Origin of the sequence: Thermus sp. NMX2.A1, assembly GCF_000511705.1 — a bacterium.
GTDB lineage: Bacteria > Deinococcota > Deinococci > Deinococcales > Thermaceae > Thermus > Thermus scotoductus.
The window spans coordinates 92,777-116,722 of the sequence record NZ_ATNI01000074.1 but is presented as its reverse complement, the minus strand read 5'-3'; the positions used below and the strand labels follow the sequence as shown (position 1 = coordinate 116,722).

The following is a 23,946-nucleotide window of genomic DNA, read 5'->3' as shown; positions in this document are numbered from 1 at the left end:
AAGTGTAGCACCCTCGGGCCTGACCCACGGGTCATTTGACCGGATGCACCCCCTCCTCGGTGGCCAAGGAGCTTACCGGCACGTCCCAGGGATCCCGGGGAAGGCGGGGAAACAGCAGGGCCTTGGGGATGACCCCAAGCTTCTCGGCCCGGACCGTGGCCAGGAAACGGTCATAATACCCCTTGCCGTGCCCCAGGCGGTAGCCCTCCTCATCAAAGGCCAACCCGGGGACCACCACTAGGTCCAGAACCTGGGGGTCCATCGCCTGGGTGGTGGGTTCCAGGAGGCCGAAGGGTCCGGGGACCAGGGGGCCTAAGGGGTGAACCGTAAGCCCCGTGCCGGCCACCTTGGGCAGGTAGTAGCGGGCAGGGTAAAGCCGGGTGAGGGAAAGGAGGTCCAGCTCGTGGGGCAGGGGATGGTAAAGGAGGATGGCCCGGAAGCCCCTGGCCTTAAGCCAGGGCACCAGAACCTCCACCACCTGCTCGGAAAGGCGCCTTCGGTCCAGGGTTCGCCAGAGGCGGAGGCAGTGCCGGCGTAGGCTGGGCTTGTCCACGGGGGGAGGGTACCACTCCACCCCCTTGACACTCAAGGTAGCCGAGTGTCAAAATGGCCGGACAGGAGGGTAGCTATGCCAGTCTACGTCTACAAGGGCCTGGAGACGGGGAACTACTACGAGTTTGAACAGAGCTTCCACGACGAACCTCTCAAGGCGCACCCGGAAACCGGCGAGCCCTTGAAGCGGGTCATCACCCCTCCCGCCATCATCTTCAAGGGCTCGGGCTGGCACGTGAAGGACTACGCCAAGAAGGACTCCGGCTCCAAGTCGGAAAGCTCGGAGGGCAAGAAGGAGGAGTAGCCCCGGTGCGTCCAGGCCCGAAGCTCTAGCTTCGGGCCTTATACTCTTTTCATGCTCAATCTAGCGGTGCTGGCGCTGGTCCTGCTGGGGGTGGGGCTCCTCTTTACCCCTAGACGAAGGTATGCGCTTCCTCTTGTGGGTCTTGGGGTGGCGCTCCTGGTTCTGGCCAATAGCTTTGTGGTGGTGCCTGCTGGGTATGTGGGAGTGGTCTTTAACATCCTCCGGGGGGTGCAATCGAGCCCCTTGGGGGAAGGGGTGCACTTCGTGGTGCCGGGGTGGCAGCAGGTGATCCTTTACGATGCCCGGGTCAAGGAGGTGACCCTTTCCGCCCCCCACGAGGGGGAAAAGCGGGCGGATACCTCGATCCGAGCTCGCTCTAAGGAGGGTCTGGAGATAGGCGTGGATGTCACCGTGCAGTATCGCATCCTCAAGGACCGGGCCCCTAGACTTCATCAGGAGGTTGGGCCTGGCTACCTGGAAACCCTAATCGTGCCCCAGGTGCGCTCCAAGGTGCGGGACGCCGTGGGTCAGTACAATGCCGCTGAACTCATCAGCACCCAGCGCACAGCCTTGGAGGCCTCGGTGATCCAGGGCCTCGAGGAAGCCCTCCGGGAGTACCACATTGAGCTCGTGTCTGTTCTACTGCGGGAGATCCGCATCCCGGAAACCGTGGCCAAGGTGATTGAGGAGAAACAGACCGCTGAGCAGCAGGTGCAGATCGAGATCAACCGCCGCAAGCAGGCGGAGATCGCCGCCCAGCGCCGAGTCATTGAGGCCCAGGGAGAACGGGATGCGGCCATTCTGCGGGCGGAAGGGGAGGCCAAGGCCATAGAACTCAGGGGCCGGGCTTTGAAAAACGCTCCTGAGGTGGTCCAGCTCACCTTCGCCGAGAAGCTGGCTCCTGGGGTGCAGACCATTTTTGTCCCCAGCACGGGGAACTTTCTCCTGGACCTGAGGGGGATGCAACAGGCCCCTCAAGGGCGCTAGGGTGGGTTGCGGGCAGGCTTAAGGCCTCACACGGTCCCCAGGGACGATTTCCAGGAGGCCCTCCCGCACCTCCAGCACCCCCCGGTAGGCGAGGCCTGGAGCGTAGGTTTCCCCAGGGTGGAGCCTGGCCACCTTGAGCACCCGGCCTTTGGCGTCCAGAAAGGCCAGCACCACCGGGAAGCGGTAGCCCTGGGCGCTGAAGGGGGCGTCGGTGGCTTCGGGGAACAGGTAAAGGAGGGCCTCGAGCTCCTCCTTCCGCATCCCCAGGCCCCGGCTCCAGGCCTCCGGGGTGCGGGCTAAACGGGCCTGGAGTACCCTTTGGCCATGGGCGGTTTCCACCACCACCTTTTGGGGTGGAGGGGGAGTTTGCAGCCTCCTGGCGGCGAGCAGGTAGCCCATGAAGGAAAAGACGGAAAGGGCGATCAGCAGGGCAAAGGCCACCAGGGGGAAGAAGGGGTTTCGTTCCACCTTACTTGGGCCAGAGCTTCAGGGCCTCACCCCCCACCCTGGCCCCAGGGGTGAGGCCCCGCCTTTGGAACCAGCCTTGGTTCACCTCGAGGGCTCCTTGGTACACCACCCCCGGGTAGTACACGGGGCAGGGATCTTTGCGGCAGGGCTCCATGTCCAGAATGCGGAGGATCTGCCCCTGACGGTCAAAGAAGGCGATGGAAAGGGGGATGAGGGTGTTTTTCATCCAGAAGCCTCCGGCCGTGGGGGTGGGGAAGAGGAAGACCATGCCCTCATCCTCCCCCAGGCTTTTGCGGAACATGAGGCCCTGGGCCTGGCGCTCAGGGGTGTCCGCCACCTCCACCCTCAGGAGGTAGCGCTTGCCTCCTTGCTCCACGAAGAGGGTGCTTTTGGGAAAGGAAAGGCCCTGGCCTAAGGCCCAAAGCCCCAGGGCAAGCCATAGGGCTATCCTGAGGCCACGCCGCCGGGCCGGAGGGAAAAAGCGCATAGGGTCATTATGGCAGAAGGGGAAGGATGCCAAAGCGGATGGCGGCCTGGACTTCCTCCACAGGACGGGTGGCGTCCAGCACCCTGAAGCGCTCGGGCTCCGCCGCCGCCAGCTTTAGGTAGCCTTGGCGTACCCGCTGGAAGAAGGGTAGCCCCATCCTTTCCAGGCGGTCCGGGGCCGATACCCGCTTAAGGGCTTCCTCCGGGGGCAGGTCCAGGAGGAAGGTGAGGTCGGGTTTCAAGCCCAGGGTGGCCTCCTTGGCCACCTCCTTAAGCCAGGGAAGGGGAAGGCCTTGGCCATAACCCTGGTAGGCCAGGCTGGAGTCCAGGTAGCGGTCGGAGATGACCCAAAAGCCCTCCTCCAGGGCGGGAAGGATCACCTTGCGCACGTGCTCCGCCCGGTCGGCGCTGAAGAGGAGGTACTCGGCTTCCGGGGAAAGGGCTTCTCCCTTTAAAAGGAGGTCCCGCACTCCCGGAAGCCCCCCGCCGGGCTCCCGGGTCAGGCGCACTTTTATCCCCTTTTCCTCCAGGAACTGGGCCAGGAGCCGGGCCTGGGTGGTTTTGCCCGATCCGTCCAGGCCCTCGAGGGTGAGGAAGAAGCCCTTCATAGCCCCGTGGGATGGTCCAGGAAGACCCAGGGCAGGCCGAAGCGGGCCTCCAGGTGCCGGGCCAGGGCCTTGACCCCGAAGACCTCGGTGTCGTAGTGGCCGGCGTAGATGACGTTTAGGCCCCGCTCAAAGGTTTCGTGGAAGACGCTATGCTTGGGTTCCCCGGTGATGAAGAGGTCCGTGTCCACCTGGCCGATGAGGCTCGCTGCCCCGCCGGATACGATGGTCACCGTTTCCACCAGGCCTTTGCCCCCTTGGTGGACCAAGGGCTGCATCCCGGTGAGCTGGCCCAGCATGTCCGCCACCTGGACCAAGGGAGTGGGAAGGGGAAAGCGCCCCTTCACCCCCACGTCAAAGGGCTCCTGCTCCACCAGGCCCAGGGCCCTGGCCAGCTCGTGGTTGTTGCCCACCTCGGGGTGGGCGTCCAGGGGAAGGTGGGCGGCGTAGAGGTTGATGCCCCCTTGGAAGAGGAGTTCCAGGCGGCGCTTGTGGTGGCCCACTATCGGAAAGGGTTTGCCCCAGAAAAGCCCGTGGTGGACCAGGAGGAAGTCCACCCCCTCCTCGAGGGCCTTCTGGAAGATGGCCTCGGCGGCGTCCACCGCCGCCCCCACCTTGCGCACCTCCTTCTTTCCCTCCACCTGCAGCCCGTTTAAGGAGAGGTCCTGGGGGAAGTCCTTCAAGCGCAGGTACGTGTCCAGGTAGCGCACCAGCTCGTCCCGGTCCATGGCGCCCAGCTTACCGGAAAGGCGGACCTGGGGGCAGGCGAATGACCGGTCAGTATTATGGAGGCATGGAACCGGAAATCCTTTTCAAGCTCCGCTTCCTGTCGGACCTCACCCCTGGCCCCGATGGCTTCCCCCTTTTCCTGCTGACCGATATCCAGGAGGGGGACCCGCCCCGGTACCGCTCGAGGCTGGCCCTTTTTGACGGCACCTTGCGCTTGCTCACCCAGGAGGAAGCCAAAAAGCCCCGCTATGCCCATCCGTACGTCTACTTCCTGCGGAAGGTGGGGGAAGTCCAGGAGCTTTTCCGCCTGGACCTAAGGGGTGGGGAGGCGGAGAGGCTTACGGAAACCCCGGGGGTCTTGGACTACGCCCTAGGTCCTGAAGGGGAGGTGGTGTTCCTGGCCCTGAAGGAGGCTCCCAAGCCGGGTGGCCCCCGCATGTACGAGGGGTGGCCCTTCAAGTTCGACGGCCGGGGCCTCCTGCCCGAGGGGAATGTGGCTCTTTATGCCCTCGAGGGGGGTCAGAAGAAACTTCTTCTGGACCGCTACCCTGCCCCCAGGGAGATGGTGCCTTCCCCCGAAGGGCTCTACCTGGTGATGGCCGAGGATAAGGGGGCGCAGGCGGAGTGGCGGGATACCCTCTACCTGCTTAAGGAAGGCAGGTTGCAAAAGGTCTACGGCGGCTTTGGCCCCATCTTTGCCCTGGAGTGGAGTCCGGAAGGGCTTTTCTTCCTGGGCCACGCCTTTGAACGGGGAGGGGGCACGGAGGCCCGGCTTTACCACCTGCATGGCGGGGAGGTTCGGGTTCTCTTTGAGGGTAGCCTGCAGAACTCCATCAACTCCGATCTCCGCCACGGGGCCCATACCCAGGGGCCCAGGTGGGCCGGAAATGGGGTCTATATCGTGCGCACGGAGGAGGGGACGGGAAGGCTTTACCGGGTGGGCCTCGAGGGGGAGGCCGAGGCCCTGGGCGTGGAGGGGAGCGTCCTCTCCTTTGCCCACACGGAGCGGGGCCTCTTCCTCCTCACCGAGGACTTTACCCATCCGGCCCGGCTTTGGGGTCCCCTGGGGGTCTACGACCCCAACGAGGGGGTTTCCCTGCCCCTGGCCGAGCCCATCTACACCGAGTGGCCGAGCCCGGAAGGGCACCGGGTGCCGGGGTGGGTCCTGCTTCCGGAAGGGCAAGGACCCCACCCGGTCATCCTGTACATCCACGGGGGGCCCCACACCGCCTTCGGGCGGGCGCCCATGCTGGAACTCCAGCTCTTCCGCCAGGCGGGGTATGCGGTGGCCTTCGCCAATCCAAGGGGGTCCACCGGCTACGGCCAGGACTTCGCCCTGCTCCAGGGGGAATGGGGGGAGCGGGACGAGCGGGACCTCCTGGGCTTCTTGGACCACGTTCTGGCCCGCTTCCCCCTGGATCCTGGCCGTGTGGGGGTGGCGGGGGGAAGCTACGGGGGCTATATGGTGAACTGGCTCACCGCCCGCCACCCCGGTCGCTTCAAGGCGGCGGTCACCGACCGGAGCATCGCCAACTGGTTCAGCTTCTTCGGGGCCAGCGACATCGGCCCCCGCTTCACCTTCATGGAGCTTATGGCCAGGCCCTGGGAGAGGGCGGAAGTGCTTTGGGAGAAAAGCCCCTTGCGCCATGTCCACCAGGTGCGGACGCCCACCCTGGTGGTCCATTCCGAGCAGGACCACCGTTGCCCCATAGACCAGGGGGAGACCTGGTACACAGCCCTTCTCCACCTGGGGGTGAAGGCCCGCTTTTTCCGGGTACCCGAGGAAGGGCACGAGCTTTCCCGCTCCGGAAGGCCAGACCGCAGGATCGCCCGGCTCAAGGCCTACTTGGACTGGTGGCGGGAAAACCTCTAGGGCTACCCCGCCCTGGCTTGTGCCAGGGCGGGGACCCGTGGCATTCCTTTAGGCCTGGCTTTCCGCCACCGGCTCGGGAATGGGGCCGAAGGTTTCCTCGTACCGGGCCACGTTTTCCGCCAGGCTCCGGAGAAGGGCCTTGGCGTGCTGGGGGCTCGTGATCACCCGGCTGACCACCATGGCCCCGCCCTGGGGTTGCAACAGGGCGAAGTCCAGGATGAACTCGTTCTTGGTGTGGGCGATGAGGGCCAGGTTGGTGTACCGGCCCAGGGCCACGTCCTTGTCGATTTGGATGTCCAGCTTTAGCTCGCTCATCGAAGCGCCTCCTCCAACTTGGGTACGGCCCTTTTCAAGGCTAGGCGTACCCGCCCCAGGCTTCTCACGCTGTCCAGAAGAAGGAGCAGGTGATAGCCGGGAAGGGGCACCAAAAGCAGGGCCCCCTCGGGGTACTCTACCATGACCTCCTCCACCCCTTCCTGGCCCAGGGTCTGGGCCAGGGCCTTGGCGGTCCCCAGCACCGTGGCCGCTCGGGCGGAAAGAAGGCTGGCCTCCGGGGCATCCCCTTCCCGGGCCTCTTCCACCACGAACCCGTCCTCGCTGAGGAGGGCGGCCACCCGTACCCCCTTGGTGGCCTTGAGTTCCTGTAGGGCTTGCTCCACCATGCCTCCTTAACCGTCAGAGGTTCTGCACCTTAAGGGCGATGCGGGTTAACTCCTGGCCCACGGCCTTGCGGTCCATGCCCCGCTCGATGACCGCCCCCAGGACGTACTCCCCCACCCTGAGGGCCAGGATCTCGTGGTTTTCCGTGGCCAGGGTGAAGCGGCGCACCTCCCCGGAGAGGGCTTCCGCCAAGGGGGTCATGTGCCGCACCAGGGAGGCCAGCTCCGCCGCCAGGACCTCCGCCGGGGGGTTGCCCCGGCCCAGGGCCTCGATGACCAGGCCGTCCAGGCCCGTGAGCACCGCCCGCTTGACGCCAAAGGGGGCCAGGCTCTCTAGGTAAGCCATCCCGCCACCTCCGCCAGCTTTTCCGCGGCCTTGGCTGTTTGCAGGCGCGCCTGGCCCAGGTTGGCTTCCGGTGCCATGAGGAGAAGGAGGAAAAGCTCCTCGTGTCCCTTGCCTCGAGGCACGGGTCCCTGGGGTCGTGGGCCTGCCCTACGCACCACGTGGACATAGCCTACCACGGGGTGGCCCCCCACCAAAAGCTCGTGCACCCGGGGGGTGCCCAGGCTTCCGGCGTAGGCAGCCTTGGCCTGGCGCAAAAGGGCGGCGTGTTCTGCCACGGCCGCCTCGAGGTCCACCCGCCTGCGCCTGGCTCCTTCTACCAGGAGCCCGTCCAGGGTGCCGATGGCGGCGGCAAAGGCCCCCTCCACCTGGTCCAGGAGGTGTTGCAGAAGCTCCTCCATGCCCTTTCCCCAGGGCCTAAAGGGGTTTCCTCCCCTCCAGGGCCCGGCCTAAGGTTACCTCGTCCACGTACTCCAGACTTCCCCCCACGGGGAGGCCGTAGGCCAGGCGGCTGGCCCTGATCCCCCGGCGCTTGAGCTCCTCCGCCAGGAAGAGGGCGGTGGCCTCCCCCTCCACGGTCATGGAGGTGGCCAGGACCACCTCCTCCACCCCGGAAAGCCTGGCCCAGAGGCCTTCCAGGTTGAGCTCCCTTGGACCCACTCCTTCCAGAGGGTTCAAGGCTCCACCCAGTACGTGGTAAAGCCCGTGGAACTCCCCGCTCCGTTCCAGGGCGTACAGGTCGGAGACCGTTTCCACCACGGCGATCACCGACCGGTCCCGCGTTTCGTCCTGGCAGATGGGGCAAAGCTCCCCCTCCGCCAGGTTGCCGCAGACCCGGCAGACGCCCAGGGCCTCGAGGCCCGCCAGGGCCCTTTCCAGCTCCTCGGCCTCCTCCCGGTGGAAGGCCAGGTGAAGGGAAAGCTTCTGGGCGGTCTTGGGGCCGATCCCAGGCAGGCGGGAGAGGGCGCGGGCCAGCTTGAGGAGGCTTTCCGGGTACCTCATCCTAGAAGAGCTTGCCCAGCATCTGCCCCACGCCCCCCAGCTCCCGGGCCATTACCTTCTCCGAAAGCTCGTGGGCCTTCCTCTGGGCGTCCTGGATGGCCACCAGGAGGAGGTCTTCCAGGCCCTCGAGGTCCTCCTGGAAGTTCTTGAGCACCTCGGGCTTCAGGCGGACCGCCAGGATCTTGCCGTGGCCGTTGGCCTCCACCTCCACCAGACCCTGGGCCGTGCCCACCACGGTCAGGGTTTCCAGCCGCTCCTGGATCTCGGCGGCTTTCTTCTGGGCTTTCTGCGCTTCCTTCAAGAGCTTCTGCAGGTTCATGCTCCCTCCTCCCTGAGTATAGTGGAAGTCATGGAGCGTCCAAGAAGGCTGCGTTCGCCCCTTTTAAGGCCCTTGGTGGCGGAGGTGGAGCTTAGCCCAAGGCACCTGGTCCTGCCAGTCTTTGTGAAGGAGGGAGGGGAGCCGGAGGAGGTTTCCTCCATGCCCGGGGTCTTCCGGCACCCCCTGGCCCAGCTTCCTCGCCTGGCGGAGGAGGTGCTCAAGGCGGGCCTGGGCGGGATGATTCTCTTTGGCGTGTTGCCCGAGGAAGAGAAGGATTCCCTGGGGCATGGAGCCTATGCGGAAGAGGGCATCGTCCAGCGGGCCATCCGCCTTCTGAAGCGGGAGTTTCCCGAGCTTCTCGTCATGGCCGACACCTGCCTTTGCGAGTACACGGACCACGGCCACTGCGGGGTGGTGCGGGAAGGCCCCTTGGGGTTTTACGTGGATAACGACGCCACCCTGGAGCTTTTGGCCAAGACCGCCCTTTCCCAGGCCCAGGCGGGGGCGGATGTGGTGGCCCCCAGCGCCATGATGGACGGGCAGGTCAAGGCCATCCGGGAGGCCTTGGACCAGGGGGGTTTTGCCCACGTGCCCATCCTTTCCTATGCGGTGAAGTACGCCTCCGCCTTCTACGGCCCCTTCCGGGAGGCGGCAGGGAGCGCCCCCCAGTTCGGGGACCGTACGGGCTACCAGATGGACCCGAAGGCCGGCCTCTGGGATGCCATGCGGGAAGCCAGCCTGGATGACCTCGAGGGGGCCGACATGCTCATGGTCAAGCCGGCCCTTCCCTACCTGGACGTGCTTTACGCCCTTAAGGGGCGGTTTTCCAAGCCCCTTTTCGCCTACCAGGTATCCGGGGAGTACGCCATGCTGAAGGCGGCAGGCCAGAGGGGCTGGCTGGACGAAAAGAGGGCGGTTCTGGAAAGCCTTTACGCCCTAAGGCGGGCCGGGGCCCAGGGGATCCTTACCTACTACGCCTTGGAAGTGGCCCGCTGGCTGAAGGAGGCCTAGGTTAAGCTTCCTGTGTCTGGCGGGTTTCCTGGGGTGCGGGGATGCCCCCGGTGAGGAGGGTATAGCCTGCCGCCAGGCTCACCATGGCCCCCGCCAGCAGGAAGACCCGGGGGGCCCCCAACCATCCCTCCAAGGCTCCGCCCCACAGGGTGCCCAGGAGGACGGCGGCGTTCATCACCGCGCTGAAGGCGGCGAAAATCCGTCCCCGCATCTCCTGGGGGGTGTTGAGCTGCAGGATGGAGCGGGCGGGGACGATGAAGGCCATGTTGAGGAAGCCGCTTATGAAAAAGGCCAGGAGCACCCAGGCGAAGAGGGGAAAGGCCCCGATGGAGGCTTCAAAGAGGCCGTAGAGGAAAAGCCCCAGGAGGAAAAGCCTCTCCCGGGGAAGGCGCTTTAGGAGATAGGGGATAGCAAGCCCTCCCAGAATGGCCCCTAAAGCCATGGCCGCTTCCATGAAGCCGAATCCCGACGAGCCCACCTTGAGCCACTTGATGGCCAGCACCACCCCCAGGGCAGTTTCCACGGAGCCGAAGGCGGCGGCCACGAAGAGGGTGCCCACCGCCCGGCGGAGGGCGGGATGGCCTGCGAGGTGGCCGATTCCCTCCTTCACCCGGGCGAAGAAGGCCGCCTTGGGAAGCCTCTGGGGCTTTAGGGAGGGAAGGCCCATCAGGATGAACCCTGAGGCCAGGTAGGTGGCGGCATCCAAATAGAAGGCAAAGGCAGGCCCCACCGCCGCCACCAGCACCCCTGCCGCCCCCACGAAAAGCACCTCGGAAAGACGGTCGGCAAGAAGCACCAGGCTGTTGGCCTCATCCACCTCTTCCTTGGGGACCAGGTCCGGGACCACGGCGTTTTGGATGGGGTCATGGAGGTCCCGCAGGAGTTCAATCAGGAAGACCAGAAGAAGCAGGATGGGAAGGCTCTTGGCCCCAAGGAGGGGGATAAGGGCCACCAAAGGAGCCCGAAGAAGGTCGGACCACACCAGGAGCCGCTTGCGGTCCTGGGTGTCAGCCCAGGCGGAAAGGAGGGGGGAGAAGACCACGGTGCCCACAAGCTGGACTCCCAGGACCAAGGAAACCCAAAGGGCCTTTTCTGTGAGCAAATAGACCAGCACCAGGAGGGCCACCCGGTGTACCTTGCTCCCCGCCTGGGAAACCAGGTAGGAGAGGATTAACCGGGCAAAGGCTTTGTGCCGCAAAACTTTCATACTACCCCCTTGCCCGGGAGTATACCAGGAATGGCTTTAAGTCAAGGGTTTTCCATCACCAGGTAAGCAAGCCGCCTTCCCTCTCGGGCCAGGATCACGGTTCCTTCAGGGAGGCGGTAGACCAGAAGGTCCTTGAGCCTTTGGGGTACCTCGCCCGCCTGGCCCACGTAAAGGACGTCCTCCTGGGGGTCGCCGGAAGGAGCGTTCCTGGGGCGCAGGGAGAGAACGGTTTGCCCCACCTTGAGGGCCAGGGGCTCGGCCCCGATGGAAAGCAGGTGCACCTCCCCCCCCAGGGTTTCCCGGGTGGGGGGGCGGCGGCCCAGGTACTCCCTTAAGGCCTCCGCCAAAACCAGGGCTTCCCGCTCCTGCCCCAGGGCCTGGCCCACCTCCTTGAGGAGGGGGGTGGGGTCCGCCCCACCCAGGCGTTTCAGGGCGAGCTCCAAAACCTTGCGGGCGAAGTCCTGCAGGGCTTCCCAGGGGGCCTGGCGGTACTTCTCCGCCAGCTCGGGGCCAAAGGCCTGGGGGCTGAACTCGCCTTTCAATCGGGCGGAAAGGGCCCTGAGGAGGCGCAGGTAGACGTAGTCCTGGTTGGGGCTTAGGAGAAGGGCCAGGATCCGTCCCTCGGCCAGGAGCTCGTAAAGCCTGAGCCCGCTTCGCGCCTCGAGCCTCAGGTGGAGGAGATCCCCCTCCCGTACCGCCAGGACCTCGAGGTCCTCCCAGGGAATCACCAGGGTGTCCTCCAGCACATAATCCTCCCCGCCCAAACCCAGGTGCCAGGTTCCTTCCACCTGGCTTAGGGTGAGGGTGAGGGGTCCCAAGGGGATCCGCCCTGGCCTCAAGGGCAAGGTAAGGAGGCTTTCCTCCCCCTGGCCGGGCTCGGGAACCCGGGGCCAGGGGGTTTCCCCTTGCGGGGTGGGAAGCAGGTTCAGGAGGGCGATGACCTTTTCCAGGGCCACGCGGAAGCGGCGCCGTTCCTCTTCCAAGAGGAGCTCCCGCCGCCTTTCCTCCTGGGCCTCTTTCCTAAGGCGTTCTTCCAACCGGGCGATTTCCAGAGCGCTTGCCCCCAGACGCTTGGTTTCCTCCAGGGCTTTTTTCAAGGGCATGAGGTCCCGCTTGGGGGGAAGGCCGTAGGCGTCGTCCCACTCCAGGATGCGGTTCAGGAAGCGGCGGATATAGGTGCGGGTTTCCTCAGGGGGCAAGGGAAGGTCCTGAGGAAGGTGCAGGGCGGTTTCCAGAAACTCCATCACCAGGGCCTCGGCCACCTTGGGGTCCTCGAGGTCCATGAGGCTATCGGAAAGAGAGGGGATGGGGTGGGTGGGGTGGAAGCGGGAGAGGTTGAAGTCCCGCTTGAAGGTTTCCTTTTCCCGGTACTCCAGGTAGTTCTGCAAGAAGGCGTGGATGAGCCTGAGTTCCTCCCGCCTCCCCGCCAGGAGGTCCTTGGCCCGGGCCTTGGCCTCCCGCTCTGCCAGGAGGCGCCATACCTTTAAGGCGATGGCCCGCAAGGGGGAAGGCTTTTGGGTGGCAGGGGGTTCCTCTAGGTTCTCCAGGGCCGGGGTGGGGAGGTCCAGGGAAGGGGGCTCCGGGGGCGGGGAAGGGGTAAGGCTTTGCCGCAGGGCCCGGAAGCGGGCATCGGCCTGGCGGAAGCGCTTGGCCAAAGGCCCTGGCAGGCGGGTTTGGATGAGGAAGGCCCTCAGTTGTAAAAGAGCCCTCTTCCCCCCCTTAGGGGTGCGGCCTGCGGCCAGGTCCTCTACCCGGTACTCGTAGAGGTCCACCAGGTCGGCCAGGTGCTCCACCCATTCATCCTATAATGGGTCCGATGCGCCTTGCTCCCCGGTACAGCGTGGCCGCGGTCTCCCACGTGGGCCGCCGCCAGAACAACGAGGACTTCCACCGGGTGATGCGCCTCGAGGTCCCCCAGGGTAACCTCCTCCTCCTGGCGGTGGCCGACGGCATGGGGGGGATGGAGGCAGGGGAGTGGGCCAGCAAGGTGGCCATAGAGGCTATTTCCGAGGCAGTGCGGGCCTATGCGGAGCACCTGAAGGGAGGCCGGCCAGCGGTGGGCCTCTCCAAGGTGATGGAGAAGGCCTTCACCCTGGCGGCCAGGCGGGTGGAGAAGGAGGCGGAAAGGCTTGGGAAGAAGGGCATGGGCACCACCCTCACCGCCTTCCTCTATGCGGACTGGCTCAAGGAGGGGGTGGTGGGGCACATCGGGGACTCCCGGGCCTACCACCTCACCCCCAAGGGGCTTAAGCGGCTCACCGAGGATCACTCCTGGGTGGCGGAGCGCTTGAGGGAAGGGGTTCTGACCCGCACGGAGGCCGAGCGCCATCCCTACCGCAACGTCCTCACCCGGGCCTTGGGCCTGCCGGAAGCTCGCTTTGACCTCAAGGAGGTGCACTTGGGTCCGGGGGAAGGGGTGCTTTTGGTCACGGATGGGCTTTACGGCCTAGTGCCCGAGGAGGAGTGGGTCTTGGGCAAGGACCTGCAGGCGAGCCTCGAGGGGCTCCTGGCCGAGGCTTTGCGTCGGGGCGGGGACGACAACGTCACCGCCGTGGCCTTACGGGTGGAGTGATGCAGGGGCTTCTGGCCTTCCTCCTGGTTCTCCTCACCGCAGCCCTGGCCTCTCGCCTTTCCCCTTGGCCCCTTTGGTTCCTCCTGCTCCTCCTCTCGGGAGCCGCCTGGGCCACGGGGGCCCGGGCGGAGGTGGTTTTCCCCTGGCTGCTTATGGGCCTGGGGTTGCTGGCCTCACCCCGGGTCTACCTGGGTCCCCGGCGGAGGGTTCAAAGGCGTTCCCGTACCCAGGGACGGGCTTCCTCCGGTTCCAAGACCACGGAGGAGGCCCGGGCTCTGGAGAAGCAGTACGAGATCCTGGAGAAGGTGGGCGTGGGGGGCATGGCCACCGTGTACAAGGCCAAGGATAGGAAAACCGGCCGCCTGGTGGCCCTCAAGGTTCCCCAGGAGCGCTTTGTGGGCGACCCCCGCTTCGTGCGCCGCTTCCACCGGGAAGCGGAGGTCCTGGCCAAGATGGACCATCCCAACATCGTCAAGGTCTACGACCATGGCCAGGTGGATGGAGTGCACTTCATCGCCATGGAGTACCTGGAGGGGGAGGGTCTGGACAAGCTTATAGAGGAAAGGCGCCTTTCCCTGAAGCAGGCGGCGGCCATCCTCGCCCGGGTGGCCGATGCCCTTAAGCACATCCACGCCCAGGGGATCGTCCACCGGGACATCAAGCCGGGGAACATCATGGTGCTCAAAGGGGCCCTCAGGGAGGATGGCGTGGACCCCAGGGGGGTGCGGCTCATGGACTTTGGCATCGCCGCCGGTAAGGTGCTCACCCGCCTCACCATCACCGGGGCTCGCATCGGCACCCCGGTCTACATGAGTCCGGAACAGGCCAAGGGCCAGAAGCTGGACCACCGCTCGGACATCTACTCCCTGGGTATCGTTCTCTACGAGGCCCTCACCGGCCAGCCCCCCTTCACCGGGGGGTATGAGACGGTGATTCACCAGCAGATCTTCCAGGTGCCCACCCCTCCTAAGCAGCTCAATCCCCAGATTCCCCAGGTTCTTTCCGACTTGGTCTTGAAGATGCTGGAGAAGGACCCGGCCAAGCGCCCCTCCTTGGACGAGGTGATCCAGGGCCTTTCCGCCTCCTGGGAGGAGGAGCGGGGCCTGCCCCACCCCTTCTACCTGCTCTTGGGGGTGGAGGCCAAAAAGGGCACGGTGCGGCTTCTGGACCTTTCCGGTACCGCTGCCCGGCTCCTTTCCGGCATTGGCTCGGGGCCGGGTTACTTCCCAGCTCCTCCCCTCTCCGTGGCCGCCGATGGGGAGGGGGGCATCTGGATCTCGGTTTTTGAGCACGGGGCCAAGCTCCTTCACCGCTTTTCCCCGGAAGGGGAGCTCCTCCTTTCCGCCGGGCCTTACGGCATGAAGCCCGGGGAGTTCCTCTTTCCCGCGGCCCTGGCGGTGGCCAACGGTAGCCTGTTTGTCCTGGACTCGGAGACCGCCACGGTGAGCCGGCTCGATTTGAAGGGGCAGTACCAGGAGCGCTTTGGCGGCCAGGGGCCGGGCCGGGGCACCTTCCAGGATCCCAAGGCCCTGGCGGCCACGCCGGAGTTCCTTTTCGTCCTGGACTACGGCAACCGCCAGGTGCAACGCCTGGCCCTGGATGGGCGCTACCTTTCCCGTTATGCCTTCCGCCGTTCCAAGGAAAGCGAGGAGCTGAGGCTTCTCGGTGGGGTGGGGGTGGAGGGGGAGAGGCTTTACCTCTACGATGTGGAGGCGGCCAAGGTGCGGGTGCTGGATCTGGCGGGATCCCTTCTCGCCTCCCACACCCTGCCCCTGTTGGAGGGGGAGGACCGCATGAGCCTGGTGGAGCTTCTGCCCTTTGGGGGCATTCTCTATGCGGCCAGGCGCGGGGCGAGCCGCATCCATCGCATAGACCTGAAGACCGGGGAGGCCCTGCCGCCCTTGGAGGTGTACGCCCCCGTGCGGGCCCTGGCCCTTTGGCGGAACCCGGCATGAGGGTGCTTCTGGTGGAGGACGACCCAGGGGTTCGGGAGGCCTTGGAGCTTGGGCTTTCCCTCGAGGGGCACGAGGTCAAGGCCACGGAAAGCCCAAAGGAAGCCCTAAGCCTCCTTCCCTGGGCGGAGGTGGTGATTTTGGACGTGCTTCTGCCCGAAAGGGATGGCTTTTCCCTGCTTAAGGATATCCGGGCTCGCTCGGAGGTGCCCGTGCTGATGCTTACCGCCTTGGATGCGGTGGAGTGGCGGGTGAAGGGCCTCAAGGAGGGGGCGGACGACTACCTGGTCAAGCCCTATAGCCTCTCCGAGCTCCTGGCCCGCCTCGAGGCCCTCTGGCGCCGCGCCCATAGGGGGAAGGAGGCCCCGGAAGTTTTGGCCTACAAGGACCTGAGGCTTTATCCCAGGCGCATGGAGGCCTTCCGGGGGGAGAGGAGGCTTTCCCTTCCCCCCAAGGCGTTCCTCCTCCTGAAGGCTTTTCTGGAGTCCCCGGAGGAGGTGCTTTCTAAGGAGGCTTTGATGCTGAGGGTCTGGGGGGAGGAGGTGGATCCCGCCACCTTGGAGGTGCACCTCTCCCTCTTAAGGAAGGCCCTGGGGGAGCCCAACCCCATCCAGACGGTGCGCGGCTATGGCTACCGCCTTTTCCTCCCTTAGGGGGAGGCTTTTTGCCCTTCTCTTCCTGGCCCTCTTGCTTCTGGCCCTGCCCCTGGCCTTTCTTTCCGCCAGGGAGGCGGAAGGAGCGGCCAGCGAGGACCTGCGCCGGGCCCTTTACACCCGGCTTTACCTCCTTGGGGAGGAGGGACCTGGAGAAGAGGAGGCCCTTCTTCTTGAGCTTTTCCGCCTGGCCCAGGTCTATGGGGGCGGCACGGGCTTCGTGATAGGGAAGGAGGGGGTGGCCTTCACCGAGGTGCCCTCCCCCAACCTTCCCCCTGGTCTCCTCGAGGCCCTTGCTCAGGGACGAGCCTACCAGGGAGTGTGGCGGGGGGTACTCTACGTGGCCCTGCCCCGGGAGGAGGGAGGGTTCGGCCTGGCGGTCCCCTTGGAGGGGGTCGCCGGCCTGGGGCGGAGGCTTCTCCTCCTCTACGCCACCTGGGGTGGAGGGGTGCTTTTGGCTATCTTTCTGCTTTCCGCCCTGGGGCTCGCTTGGGCCCTTCGCCCCCTGGGGCAGCTGGCCAAGCTCCTGGAGGCCCGGCGGCCTGAGGACCTAAGCCCTCTTCCCGACCCGGGCCTGGCGGAACTGAGGCCCTTGGTGGAGGCCTTAAACAGCCGCCTGGCCCAGGTGGGGGGGCTTCTTAGGGAGCTTTCCGAGAAGGAGGAGGCGGCCCGCCGGTTTGCCCGCCATGCCTCCCACGAGCTTCGCAATCCCCTGGCTGCCTTGAAGGGGTACTTGGAGGTGCTCCTGCGCAAGCCCGAGCCCAGGGCCCTCACCGGAGCCTTACGGGAGGCGGAAAGGATGGAGGCCTTGCTCTCCGGGCTCCTCAGGTTATCCCGCCTCGAGGCCACCTCCCCCAGGCTCATCCCCCTGGACCTGCGGGCTTTCCTGGGGGGATGGGGCCTGGAGGTGGAAGGGGAAGGCCAGGTTCTGGCGGACCCCGAGCTTCTCGCCCTGGCGGTGGAAAACGTGTTGGACAACGCCCGCCGCCACGGGAAGCTTCCCCTTAAGGCCAGAATCCAGCGGGACAAGGAGGGGGTTTGGCTTTGGCTTGTGGACTCCGGGCCCGGCTTCCCCAACGAGCTTTTGCCCCGGGCCCTGGAGCCCTTTGTCCATGGGGGAAAGGGCACGGGCCTCGGCCTCGCCTTGGTGGCGGCGGTGGCCCGGGCCCATGGGGGAAGGGCGTGGGTGGACAACCAGGACGGGGCGGCGGTGGGGCTCTACCTGCCTTTGGCTTCCCTTAAGGTTTCGCCCGATGCGCCCTTTAGCCAGAGGGGATAGCCTCCAGTTCGGAGGTGATAGGGAATGAAACAGGTGCTCATGGGTTTGGTTCTCCTGATGGCGGGCCTTTCCTTGGCCCAAGGCACGGATTACCAGCAGGCGGCGGTGGCCTCGGCGGCCTTGGCCAGGCTCCAGGCGGTGGCCCAGGGGGCCACGGGGGAGGAAAAGCTTCTCGCCTGGGCCAAGGAGGTGAAGGCTCGGGCGGAGAAGAGCTACGAGGCCAAGGCGTACTTCAAGGCGGCGCGGGAGGCCCAGGCCGCCCTTCTCCTTTTCCGGGCAGCCTCAGGGGAACCCCAGGTGCAGGCCCGGGGGCCGAGGCCAGCCCCCCGTATGGGGATGGGGATGCACCATCCCTTTGGACCCAGGGGCCATGCCTTTGCCCCGTGGGGTAAGGGGCGGCCGGGCCCGGATGCCCGCTTGACCCAGCGGGTCCCGAGTGTGGTGGACCGGGCGGAGAAGGAGCTCGCCTACTACCGGGCCCAGGACAGCCTGGTGAAGGATCTGGTGGCCGAGGCCAAGAATAGGCTTTCCAAGGAGCCTGGACGGGCCTTCCTGTTGGCCCGGGCGGCCTTGGCCCTGATCTCGGCGGAGCGGGGCTTCTAAGCCCACCCCACCCTGGCCAGGCCAGGGTGGGGACCCTGGTTAACCCCATCCCGGGACGGATATGGGCGAGAAGGGGTACAAGGCCAGACCGGTCAAACTGGGAAGGATGCGGTGGCTTGGGGTCTTCCTCCTCCTGGCCCTCGGGGGCTGGGCCCTGGGGGAGGAGGGCCCCAAGGGCTTTGGCCCCTCGCCCGAAGAGGTGCTGACCCAGTGCTTTAAGGTGGTGCGGACCCTCGAGGTCCAGGCCCTCTACCGGGAAGGGGATACCCTGGTCCTGGTCCTGGGCCAGCCGGTGGGGGAGAGGCCCCTGCTTCTCTTGGCCCTCGAGGGGGGCAGGCCCATGCCCTACATGGGCCCCATCCGCGGAAAGCCCATGCGGATGCGCCCCTTCTTCTTCCTGCGGGAGCTTTCCCTGGCCCGGCGGGTGCTGGTCCTGCCGGAGGGGTACCGCTGTTTCGTCCTCCACCGGGGGCGGGTGGTGGGGGTGTTGCGCCTGGGCTTGGATCTCACTCCCCTGCCCCTTTCCCCGGAAGCCATTCCCTGATATAGCGCCAACCTGGTTTTCGCCAGGTTGGAGGCCCCGGAAGATCCCTTCCGCAAGCCTTTTTCTTGGAGGGTGTAAGGGGTAGGGTTCGGCACGAAAGGGTATCACGGGTTCCCGGGCTTTCCGGTTTTAAAATGCCCCCATATGAAGCCGGGCCTCTATCCCCTCCTGGGCCCCCCCGCTTCGGGGAAGACCACCCTGGCCCGGGAATGGGCCCTGGAGGTCCTGAAGCGGCGGGGGAGGGTCTACTGGGTGGGCCTGCCCCACCAAAGGGCCTACGTGTACCGCCTTTTCGGGGGGGAAGGGGCGGTGCTGGGCCTGGAGTTCATGTCCTTCCAGGCCCTTTACTACCGGGTGCTGGCGGAGGTGGGCCGGCTTGGGCCCTTGCTTCCCGGGGCGGGAAGGGTGGCCCTGGTGGGGGAGGCCCTTAGAGACCTCTACGGGGAAGGGGTCGCCCCCGGGGAGGCCCGGCTTTTCGCCCGGGCCATTGCGGAACTCAAGCGCTTTGGCCTTTCCCCCTTCGCCCTGCCCAAGGAGGGGGAGGCGGGAAGGCTCAGGCGGGTTTACTTCGCCTACGAGCGCCTGAAGGAAAAGGCTTTGGACTACGACGATTTCCGCCACCGGGCGGGCCGCGTGCCCCTCCGCCTTTTCCCTAGGCCCGATCTGGTGGTGGTGGACGGCTTCCGGGAGGTGGGTCCTTTGGACCTCCGCTTCCTTAAGCGCCTGGCCCGGGAGGTACCCGTCCTCCTCACCCTGGAGCTTCTTCCGGAGGGGCTGGAACCCTGGCAGACCCTTTCCCAAAGGCCGGTGAAGAAGGAGGTCTGGGCCCTGGCCAACCCGGTGGAGGAGGCTCGCCACCTCCTGAGGGCCCTCAAGCGGGCTTTGGCTTCGAGGGACCTGGGGGGCGAGGGTTTGGACCCCTTTGAGGTGATGGTGGTGGCCCCGGAGGACCGCATCCCTGGGCTTCTCCTCTTTCAGGACGAGTACGGCTTGCCCCTTTACGACGGGCGGGAGGGGGCCTTGGCGGACACGGAGGAGGGGGAAAGGGTCCTGGCCCTCCTGAACCCCATGCCCACCGGGCGGGACCTTCTGGCCCTGGGGTTTTCCGCCCTGGGCCGGAGGGCCCTGCGGCTTGGGCTTGCGGGGGAAGAGGCCCTGGCGCTTTTGGCGGAAAGGGAGGGCTTGCTTCAGGAATGGCAGGCGTTTTTGGCCCTGCGCACTCCCGGGCCTGATCTCCTGGCCTGGGCGGAGGAGGTCTTGGAGCGGCTTGGGGTGGCGGCCAAGGAGCTCTTCCTCTCCCGGCTTCGCCTGGCTTTGCGGGCGGATGGGCGAAACCCCTTGGCCTGGTGGCGGAGCCTCCTTCTGGATGAGGCCCTGCCTAAAGAACCCCTCCGGGGGGTGGCCCTCCTCCCCCCGCTTCGGGCCATGGGGGTGCGGGCCAGGCGGGTTTACGTGCTGGACTGGGTGGCGGGGCGCTACACCCTGGGAGAAGGGGAGGACTACTTCCTTTTGGAGGAGTTGCGGGAGCGGGGGCTTCTCAGGAGGCTCCCTCGGCGCCTCCGGGGCCTTGACCCCCTTTTCCTCCAGGCGCTTTCCACCCGGGGGGAGGAGGTCTATCTCCTCTACCCAGAGGCGGGACCTTCGGGGGCCTACGAACCCCTGGAGAAGGGAATGAGGCCCGAGCCCCTGCTGCCTTCAGGCCGCCTCGAGGCCCTGCCGGAGGAATCCTTCACCCCACCCCTCCCCACCTCCCACGCTCCCCCAGCCCACCTGGAGGTCCTCCGCCGCCACGGGGAGTGCCCCTTTCGGACCTATCTGGAGCGCTTCCCCCTTCGCCCGGAGGATGGGGCCCTGGGCTGGCACCTCTTCCCCGAGAGGGTAGACGAGCTTTCCCAGCATCCGGAGGTGGGTCCTTGGCTGGCTCTCCACCAGGAGCACCTAAAGGGCATGGTCTTTTGGGCCCGCTGGCCGGGGGAGCGCTTCGCCCTGCGCCTGGACGGGGTGCGCCGGGAAGCAGGGGGGCGGGTGGTACACCTCTACCGCCTCCTCCCCCCAGGGGGGGATCCCGATCTGAGCCCCCGGCGGCGCTGGACGGAGTGGTACGCCCTCGGGGCCTTTTTGCGGAGGAAGGAGGTGGAGGAGGTCCACCTCTGGACCTGGGCCTTTCTGGGGGAACCCCGTCCTTACCGCAAGAACCCCTACCGCAAGGGGGACAGGCCTCCCCAGCTGGAGGAGGTACGGGCACTTGTGAAGGAGGCGCTTCCTCGCTGGGGAAAAGGAGGGTTTTCCCCGAGGCCCGGCTACCACTGCTACGCCTGCGGTCTGGCGGACATCTGCCGCAAGGAGGAGGCATGAGGCTCTACGTGGCTTCCGCGGGCACGGGCAAGACCCACGCCCTGGTGGGGGAGCTCCTGGCGCTCTTGCGCCAGGGGGTGCCCCTCCGGCGCATGGCTGCCGTCACCTTCACCCGCAAGGCGGCGGAGGAGCTGAGGCGGCGCATCCAAGGCGAGGTGATCAGGCTCTCCTCCGCTTCTTGGGCAGAGGAGGCGCAGCGGGAGGTCTACGGGGCAGTCTTCACCACCATCCACGGCTTCATGGCCGAGGCCATCCGCCACACCGCCCCCCTCCTCTCCCTGGACCCGGATTTTGCCCTATTGGACGAGCTTTTGGCCGAAGCCCTCTTCCTGGAGGAGGCGCGAAGCCTCCTTTACCTGAAGGGCCTGGACCCAGCTCTGGAGGGGTCCCTCCTCGCCCTTTACCGGAAGCGCTCCCTGGCGGGGGCGTTTCGGGCCCTGCCCGGGGCGGAGGGGCTTCTTGAGCTGTTCCAGGAGGTCCTTTCCGGCTACCACCGGCGCACGCGGGAGGCCCTGGGGCCAGGGGACCTCGAGGCCCTGGCCCTTCGTCTAGTGGAACATCCCCAGGCGGTGAGAAGGGTGGTGGAGCGTTTTCCCTACCTCCTGGTGGACGAGTACCAGGATGTGAACCCCTTGCAGGGGCGGTTCTTCCGGGTCCTGGAGGAGGCAGGGGTGCAGGTGGTGGCCGTGGGGGATCCCAAGCAGTCCATCTACCTCTTCCGCAACGCCCGGGTGGAGGTCTTCCGCCAGGCCCTCAAGGAGGCGGCGGAGGTCCATCGCCTCGCCGAAACCCGGCGCCACGCCAAGGCGGTGGCACGCTTCCTGAACCGTTTTGTGGAGCGCTTTTTCCCCGAGCCCGAGCGGGTGCCGGTGGTGCCCCTAAGGGAGGAGGAGGGCCTGGTGGAGGTCCACTGGGTGGTGGGGGAGGGGGGCTTGCCGGAAAAACGGGAGAAGGAGGCGGCCCTTCTGGTGGAACGGCTTGAGGCCCTTCGGGGCCAGGGCTATGCCTACCGGGAGATGGCGGTCCTGGTGCGGAGCCGGGCAAGCCTTCCCTTTCTGGAAAGGGCCTTCCGGGCCCTGGGGGTTCCTTACGTCCTCAGGCGGGGGCAGAGCTTCTTCAAGAGGCCCGAGGTGCGGGATGTCTACCACGCTTTGCGCCTCGCCCTGCTGGAGGGTCCCCCAAGCCCTGAGGAGCGCATTTCCCTCCTGGCTTTCCTGAGGGGTCCTTTCGTGGGGGTGGACCTCGGGCAGGTGGAGGAGGCCCTGCAGGCGGAAGATCCCCTTCCCCTCCTTCCCCCGGAGGTGCGGATGCGCCTGGATGGGCTCAAGACGCTTGCGGGCTTGCGTCCCCTCGAGGCCCTGAAGGCCCTTGTGCGGGACGAGGTCTTCCTAAGGCGGCTTTCCCGGAGGGCCCGGGCCAATCTGGACACCCTTCTCCTCCTGGCCGCGGAGGAGCGCTTCCCCGACCTCGAGGCCCTTTTGGAGTGGCTAAAAGTGCGGGCCGAGGACCCGGAAACCTCCGAGCTTCCCGAGGGGGGAGAAGGGGTGCAGCTCCTCACGGTCCACGCGGCCAAGGGCCTGGAGTGGCCGGTGGTGGCGGTCTTTGACCTCGCCCGCCACGAGGGAGGGAGGTCCGAACCCGTGCTGGTGGGCTTAGACGGCGAGGTGGCCCTGGAGGGGACGGAGGGGTACCAAAACCTGAGAAGGACCCTGGCCCGTGCCCAGGAGGAGGAGTCCCTGCGGCTCCTTTACGTGGCCCTCTCCCGGGCCAGGGACGTCCTCCTCCTCACGGGAAGCCTTTCCGAACGGCCTGGACCCTGGGCCGAGGCCCTCATGGACCTGGGCCTGGGGCCTGCGGACCAGGACCCCCTGGTGCACCGCCACCCCTTGGCGGGCCTTCCTCCCTTGCCCTCCCCCCCACTTCTTCCTGAACCCCAGCCCCCCGCCCCTTACGCGGAGCACCGCATCCCGTCCAAGCGCTTTCCCCCGGTCTTTTCCCCCAGCGCTTACCGCAAGGGGGAGGGGGAGCCTTTGGCTCTTTCCCAGGCCCTCGAGGCCGAAACCCTCCCCGAGTACTCCCGGGCCCTGGGCACCCTGGTGCACTACGCTTTAGCCCGCAACCTGGATCCGGGGGACGAGGAGGCCATGCGGGCCCTCCTCCTGCAGGAGGTGGCCTTCCCCTTCTCCGAGGAGGAGCAAAAGCGCCTCCTTGCGGAGGTGCGGCTCCTCCTTTGGAACCACCGGCGCATGATGGGGGAAGTCCTTCCCGCTTTGGAAAACCGGGAGGAGGACCACGCTGAGCTTCCCCTGGTCCTGCCCCTTGCGGGCACCGTCTGGTATGGGGTTCTGGACCGGCTTTACCGGGTGGGGGACAGGTGGTACCTGGAGGACTACAAGACCGACCAGAGGATGGCCCCGGAGCATTACCGCTTGCAGTTAGCCCTTTACTGGGAGGCGGTGCGGCGGGCCTGGGGGGTGGAGGCCGAGGCCCGTTTGGTCTATTTAAGGCACGAAAGGGTTCACGTCTTCTCGCCAGAGGAGCTTCAGGAGGCCCTTCGGGAGTTGGAAAAAGCCCCCGGGATCCTCTCCCAGGGGCTTGAGCCGGACCCTCTTTAGCGCTTGGAGTACTGGGGTGCCCGGCGGGCCTTGTGCTTGCCGTACTTCTTCCGCTCCACCACCCGCGCATCCCGGGTGAGGAAGCCCAGGGGCTTCAGCTTGGCGCGGTAGTCGGGGTTGTACTGGAGAAGGGCCCGGGCCACCCCCAGCTTGATGGCGTCGATCTGGCCGCTCTTGCCGCCCCCCTTCACGGTGATGTAGGCGTCAAAGCGCCCCAGGGCATCCACGGCCCTCAGGGGCTCGAGGGCCGCCACCGCCCTTACCAAGCCCTGGAAATAGTCCTGGAAGTCCTGGCCGTTCACGGTGACCTTGCCGCTTCCGGGCCTCAAAAAGACCCGGGCCACCGCCTCCTTGCGCCTACCGGTGCCGTAGTACTGCTCCATCACTTGACCTCCAGCTTAACGGGTTTCTGGGCCTGGTGGGGATGGGTGGGGCCGGCGTAGACCTTGAGGCGCTTGAAGAGCCTCCGCCCCAGAGGCCCCTTGGGGAGCATGCCCTTTACCGCATGCTCCAGCACCCTCTCCGGGTGGGTGGCCAGCATCTTTTCCGCGGGGATCTCCTTCAGGCCCCCCTGGTAGCCGCTATACCGGGTGTAGATCTTCTGCTTCAGCTTCTTGCCGGTGAGCCGGATCTTGTCGGCGTTGATCACCACCACGAAGTCGCCCATGGGAAGGTTGGGGGTCCAGTCGGGGCGGTGCTTGCCGCGTAGCAGGGTGGCGATCTGCGTGGCCAGCCGCCCTAAGGTTTTGCCCTCGGCGTCAATGAGAACCCACCGGGGTTCGATCTCCTTGGGTATGTACGTCTTGGGCTGCATGCGTTTGGGCCCTC

General features: G+C 66.3%; 27 protein-coding genes. 12 read left to right on the top strand and 15 right to left on the bottom strand.

The features are described from left to right. Window positions 1-31: 31 nt before the first annotated feature. Window positions 32-553: a 5-formyltetrahydrofolate cyclo-ligase gene (locus TNMX_RS08450; protein ID WP_172955618.1), complete on the bottom strand. Its 522-nt coding sequence runs from the start codon at window positions 551-553 to the stop codon at window positions 32-34. Window positions 554-628: 75 nt separating this feature from the next. Here TNMX_RS08450 and TNMX_RS08445 point away from each other — a divergent pair, with 75 nt between their 5' ends. Then, the gene (locus TNMX_RS08445; protein WP_015718011.1) at window positions 629-856 is read left to right on the top strand and encodes an FmdB family transcriptional regulator; all 228 of its coding nucleotides are present in this window, start codon (window positions 629-631) and stop codon (window positions 854-856) included. Between the two features lie 51 nt (window positions 857-907). After that, window positions 908-1,843 (top strand): prohibitin family protein, encoded by a 936-nt coding sequence (locus TNMX_RS08440; RefSeq protein WP_015718010.1) that lies wholly within the window; start codon window positions 908-910, stop codon window positions 1,841-1,843. An 18-nt stretch (window positions 1,844-1,861) separates the two neighbouring features. Here TNMX_RS08440 and TNMX_RS08435 read toward each other — a convergent pair whose 3' ends face one another. Genes TNMX_RS08435 through TNMX_RS08420 form a run of 4 tightly spaced genes read right to left on the bottom strand, consistent with a single transcriptional unit; the run spans window position 1,862 to window position 4,130 of the window. Beyond that, window positions 1,862-2,311 carry a DUF192 domain-containing protein gene (locus TNMX_RS08435; RefSeq protein ID WP_015718009.1) on the bottom strand — a complete coding sequence of 150 codons (450 nt, stop codon included), beginning with the start codon at window positions 2,309-2,311 and terminating at the stop codon, window positions 1,862-1,864. Window position 2,312: 1 nt separating this feature from the next. Further along, the gene (locus TNMX_RS08430; RefSeq protein ID WP_015718008.1) at window positions 2,313-2,798 is read right to left on the bottom strand and encodes a DUF192 domain-containing protein; all 486 of its coding nucleotides are present in this window, start codon (window positions 2,796-2,798) and stop codon (window positions 2,313-2,315) included. A 7-nt stretch (window positions 2,799-2,805) separates the two neighbouring features. Then, window positions 2,806-3,405: a dTMP kinase gene (tmk, locus tag TNMX_RS08425; RefSeq protein WP_015718007.1), complete on the bottom strand. Its 600-nt coding sequence runs from the start codon at window positions 3,403-3,405 to the stop codon at window positions 2,806-2,808. After that, window positions 3,402-4,130 (bottom strand): Nif3-like dinuclear metal center hexameric protein, encoded by a 729-nt coding sequence (locus TNMX_RS08420; protein WP_038031210.1) that lies wholly within the window; start codon window positions 4,128-4,130, stop codon window positions 3,402-3,404. The genes tmk and TNMX_RS08420 overlap by 4 nt, the downstream gene beginning before the upstream one ends. A 65-nt stretch (window positions 4,131-4,195) precedes the next feature. Between TNMX_RS08420 and TNMX_RS08415 the strand changes: the two genes are divergently transcribed. Further along, a complete protein-coding gene (locus tag TNMX_RS08415) occupies window positions 4,196-6,004 on the top strand; it encodes a S9 family peptidase (RefSeq protein ID WP_038031207.1) in 1,809 nt (602 codons plus the stop codon). 48 nt (window positions 6,005-6,052) lie between these two features. Here the strand turns inward: TNMX_RS08415 and TNMX_RS08410 are convergent, their stop codons facing one another. Genes TNMX_RS08410 through TNMX_RS08385 form a run of 6 tightly spaced genes read right to left on the bottom strand, consistent with a single transcriptional unit; the run spans window position 6,053 to window position 8,327 of the window. Further along, window positions 6,053-6,319 carry a DUF3467 domain-containing protein gene (locus TNMX_RS08410; protein WP_015718004.1) on the bottom strand — a complete coding sequence of 89 codons (267 nt, stop codon included), beginning with the start codon at window positions 6,317-6,319 and terminating at the stop codon, window positions 6,053-6,055. Then, the gene (locus TNMX_RS08405; RefSeq protein ID WP_371180293.1) at window positions 6,316-6,666 is read right to left on the bottom strand and encodes a roadblock/LC7 domain-containing protein; all 351 of its coding nucleotides are present in this window, start codon (window positions 6,664-6,666) and stop codon (window positions 6,316-6,318) included. Before TNMX_RS08405 ends, TNMX_RS08410 begins: the two co-directional genes overlap by 4 nt. A 13-nt stretch (window positions 6,667-6,679) precedes the next feature. After that, window positions 6,680-7,009, bottom strand: coding sequence for a roadblock/LC7 domain-containing protein (locus TNMX_RS08400; RefSeq protein WP_015718002.1), 330 nt, complete (start codon window positions 7,007-7,009; stop codon window positions 6,680-6,682). Continuing rightward, window positions 6,997-7,407, bottom strand: a complete 411-nt coding sequence (locus tag TNMX_RS08395; RefSeq protein ID WP_015718001.1) for a hypothetical protein — start codon at window positions 7,405-7,407, stop codon at window positions 6,997-6,999. Before TNMX_RS08395 ends, TNMX_RS08400 begins: the two co-directional genes overlap by 13 nt. A gap of 16 nt (window positions 7,408-7,423) precedes the next feature. After that, complete coding sequence (gene recR, locus TNMX_RS08390) at window positions 7,424-8,008, bottom strand: recombination mediator RecR (protein ID WP_019551543.1); 585 nt, start codon at window positions 8,006-8,008, stop codon at window positions 7,424-7,426. Window position 8,009: 1 nt separating this feature from the next. Beyond that, window positions 8,010-8,327 carry a YbaB/EbfC family nucleoid-associated protein gene (locus TNMX_RS08385; RefSeq protein WP_015717999.1) on the bottom strand — a complete coding sequence of 106 codons (318 nt, stop codon included), beginning with the start codon at window positions 8,325-8,327 and terminating at the stop codon, window positions 8,010-8,012. 30 nt (window positions 8,328-8,357) lie between these two features. Here TNMX_RS08385 and hemB point away from each other — a divergent pair, with 30 nt between their 5' ends. After that, on the top strand, window positions 8,358-9,338 hold the full coding sequence (gene hemB / locus TNMX_RS08380; protein WP_015717998.1) for a porphobilinogen synthase: 981 nt from the start codon (window positions 8,358-8,360) through the stop codon (window positions 9,336-9,338). Between the two features lies 1 nt (window position 9,339). Here hemB and TNMX_RS08375 read toward each other — a convergent pair whose 3' ends face one another. Further along, window positions 9,340-10,545: an MFS transporter gene (locus TNMX_RS08375; protein ID WP_038031205.1), complete on the bottom strand. Its 1,206-nt coding sequence runs from the start codon at window positions 10,543-10,545 to the stop codon at window positions 9,340-9,342. Between the two features lie 41 nt (window positions 10,546-10,586). Next, window positions 10,587-12,338: a hypothetical protein gene (locus TNMX_RS08370; protein WP_038031204.1), complete on the bottom strand. Its 1,752-nt coding sequence runs from the start codon at window positions 12,336-12,338 to the stop codon at window positions 10,587-10,589. A gap of 23 nt (window positions 12,339-12,361) precedes the next feature. Between TNMX_RS08370 and TNMX_RS08365 the strand changes: the two genes are divergently transcribed. The 8 genes from TNMX_RS08365 (at window position 12,362) to TNMX_RS08330 (ending at window position 23,118) form a co-directional block, all read left to right on the top strand. Further along, window positions 12,362-13,117, top strand: a complete 756-nt coding sequence (locus tag TNMX_RS08365; protein WP_015717995.1) for a PP2C family serine/threonine-protein phosphatase — start codon at window positions 12,362-12,364, stop codon at window positions 13,115-13,117. Continuing rightward, the gene (locus TNMX_RS08360; protein WP_038031202.1) at window positions 13,117-15,072 is read left to right on the top strand and encodes a protein kinase; all 1,956 of its coding nucleotides are present in this window, start codon (window positions 13,117-13,119) and stop codon (window positions 15,070-15,072) included. The genes TNMX_RS08365 and TNMX_RS08360 overlap by 1 nt, the downstream gene beginning before the upstream one ends. Beyond that, window positions 15,069-15,722, top strand: coding sequence for a response regulator transcription factor (locus TNMX_RS08355; RefSeq protein ID WP_015717993.1), 654 nt, complete (start codon window positions 15,069-15,071; stop codon window positions 15,720-15,722). Before TNMX_RS08360 ends, TNMX_RS08355 begins: the two co-directional genes overlap by 4 nt. After that, on the top strand, window positions 15,697-17,001 hold the full coding sequence (locus TNMX_RS08350; protein ID WP_015717992.1) for a HAMP domain-containing sensor histidine kinase: 1,305 nt from the start codon (window positions 15,697-15,699) through the stop codon (window positions 16,999-17,001). Before TNMX_RS08355 ends, TNMX_RS08350 begins: the two co-directional genes overlap by 26 nt. Before the next feature lie 24 nt (window positions 17,002-17,025). Then, on the top strand, window positions 17,026-17,604 hold the full coding sequence (locus TNMX_RS08345) for a hypothetical protein (protein WP_015717991.1): 579 nt from the start codon (window positions 17,026-17,028) through the stop codon (window positions 17,602-17,604). Between the two features lie 106 nt (window positions 17,605-17,710). Further along, the gene (locus TNMX_RS08340; protein ID WP_038031287.1) at window positions 17,711-18,148 is read left to right on the top strand and encodes a hypothetical protein; all 438 of its coding nucleotides are present in this window, start codon (window positions 17,711-17,713) and stop codon (window positions 18,146-18,148) included. 144 nt (window positions 18,149-18,292) lie between these two features. Then, window positions 18,293-20,503 (top strand): hypothetical protein, encoded by a 2,211-nt coding sequence (locus TNMX_RS08335; RefSeq protein WP_038031200.1) that lies wholly within the window; start codon window positions 18,293-18,295, stop codon window positions 20,501-20,503. Continuing rightward, window positions 20,500-23,118: an exodeoxyribonuclease V subunit beta gene (locus tag TNMX_RS08330; RefSeq protein WP_038031198.1), complete on the top strand. Its 2,619-nt coding sequence runs from the start codon at window positions 20,500-20,502 to the stop codon at window positions 23,116-23,118. The genes TNMX_RS08335 and TNMX_RS08330 overlap by 4 nt, the downstream gene beginning before the upstream one ends. On the opposite strand, the gene rpsI is transcribed toward TNMX_RS08330, so the two are convergent. Together rpsI and rplM are read right to left on the bottom strand one after the other, a co-directional pair. Next, entirely contained in the window at window positions 23,115-23,501 is a 387-nt protein-coding gene (gene rpsI, locus TNMX_RS08325; RefSeq protein WP_015717987.1) for a 30S ribosomal protein S9, read from the bottom strand. The two genes, TNMX_RS08330 and rpsI, sit on opposite strands and share 4 nt — an antisense overlap. Further along, entirely contained in the window at window positions 23,501-23,932 is a 432-nt protein-coding gene (rplM, locus tag TNMX_RS08320) for a 50S ribosomal protein L13 (RefSeq protein ID WP_015717986.1), read from the bottom strand. The genes rpsI and rplM overlap by 1 nt, the downstream gene beginning before the upstream one ends. Between the last annotated feature and the right edge of the window lie 14 nt (window positions 23,933-23,946).

Excerpts from the sequence above, each read along its gene's own strand:
- TNMX_RS08445 (WP_015718011.1), top strand. The coding sequence starts at position 629 with ATGCCAGTCTACGTCTACAAGGGCCTGGAGACGGGGAACTACTACGAG.
- TNMX_RS08440 (WP_015718010.1), top strand. The coding sequence starts at position 908 with ATGCTCAATCTAGCGGTGCTGGCGCTGGTCCTGCTGGGGGTGGGGCTC.
- TNMX_RS08430 (WP_015718008.1), bottom strand. The coding sequence starts at position 2,798 with ATGCGCTTTTTCCCTCCGGCCCGGCGGCGTGGCCTCAGGATAGCCCTA.
- tmk (WP_015718007.1), bottom strand. The coding sequence starts at position 3,405 with ATGAAGGGCTTCTTCCTCACCCTCGAGGGCCTGGACGGATCGGGCAAA.
- TNMX_RS08420 (WP_038031210.1), bottom strand. The coding sequence starts at position 4,130 with ATGGACCGGGACGAGCTGGTGCGCTACCTGGACACGTACCTGCGCTTG.
- TNMX_RS08415 (WP_038031207.1), top strand. The coding sequence starts at position 4,196 with ATGGAACCGGAAATCCTTTTCAAGCTCCGCTTCCTGTCGGACCTCACC.
- TNMX_RS08410 (WP_015718004.1), bottom strand. The coding sequence starts at position 6,319 with ATGAGCGAGCTAAAGCTGGACATCCAAATCGACAAGGACGTGGCCCTG.
- TNMX_RS08405 (WP_371180293.1), bottom strand. The coding sequence starts at position 6,666 with ATGGTGGAGCAAGCCCTACAGGAACTCAAGGCCACCAAGGGGGTACGG.
- TNMX_RS08400 (WP_015718002.1), bottom strand. The coding sequence starts at position 7,009 with ATGGCTTACCTAGAGAGCCTGGCCCCCTTTGGCGTCAAGCGGGCGGTG.
- TNMX_RS08395 (WP_015718001.1), bottom strand. The coding sequence starts at position 7,407 with ATGGAGGAGCTTCTGCAACACCTCCTGGACCAGGTGGAGGGGGCCTTT.
- recR (WP_019551543.1), bottom strand. The coding sequence starts at position 8,008 with ATGAGGTACCCGGAAAGCCTCCTCAAGCTGGCCCGCGCCCTCTCCCGC.
- TNMX_RS08385 (WP_015717999.1), bottom strand. The coding sequence starts at position 8,327 with ATGAACCTGCAGAAGCTCTTGAAGGAAGCGCAGAAAGCCCAGAAGAAA.
- hemB (WP_015717998.1), top strand. The coding sequence starts at position 8,358 with ATGGAGCGTCCAAGAAGGCTGCGTTCGCCCCTTTTAAGGCCCTTGGTG.
- TNMX_RS08375 (WP_038031205.1), bottom strand. The coding sequence starts at position 10,545 with ATGAAAGTTTTGCGGCACAAAGCCTTTGCCCGGTTAATCCTCTCCTAC.
- TNMX_RS08365 (WP_015717995.1), top strand. The coding sequence starts at position 12,362 with ATGCGCCTTGCTCCCCGGTACAGCGTGGCCGCGGTCTCCCACGTGGGC.
- TNMX_RS08360 (WP_038031202.1), top strand. The coding sequence starts at position 13,117 with ATGCAGGGGCTTCTGGCCTTCCTCCTGGTTCTCCTCACCGCAGCCCTG.
- TNMX_RS08355 (WP_015717993.1), top strand. The coding sequence starts at position 15,069 with ATGAGGGTGCTTCTGGTGGAGGACGACCCAGGGGTTCGGGAGGCCTTG.
- TNMX_RS08350 (WP_015717992.1), top strand. The coding sequence starts at position 15,697 with ATGGCTACCGCCTTTTCCTCCCTTAGGGGGAGGCTTTTTGCCCTTCTC.
- TNMX_RS08345 (WP_015717991.1), top strand. The coding sequence starts at position 17,026 with ATGAAACAGGTGCTCATGGGTTTGGTTCTCCTGATGGCGGGCCTTTCC.
- TNMX_RS08340 (WP_038031287.1), top strand. The coding sequence starts at position 17,711 with ATGCGGTGGCTTGGGGTCTTCCTCCTCCTGGCCCTCGGGGGCTGGGCC.
- TNMX_RS08335 (WP_038031200.1), top strand. The coding sequence starts at position 18,293 with ATGAAGCCGGGCCTCTATCCCCTCCTGGGCCCCCCCGCTTCGGGGAAG.
- TNMX_RS08330 (WP_038031198.1), top strand. The coding sequence starts at position 20,500 with ATGAGGCTCTACGTGGCTTCCGCGGGCACGGGCAAGACCCACGCCCTG.
- rpsI (WP_015717987.1), bottom strand. The coding sequence starts at position 23,501 with ATGGAGCAGTACTACGGCACCGGTAGGCGCAAGGAGGCGGTGGCCCGG.
- rplM (WP_015717986.1), bottom strand. The coding sequence starts at position 23,932 with ATGCAGCCCAAGACGTACATACCCAAGGAGATCGAACCCCGGTGGGTT.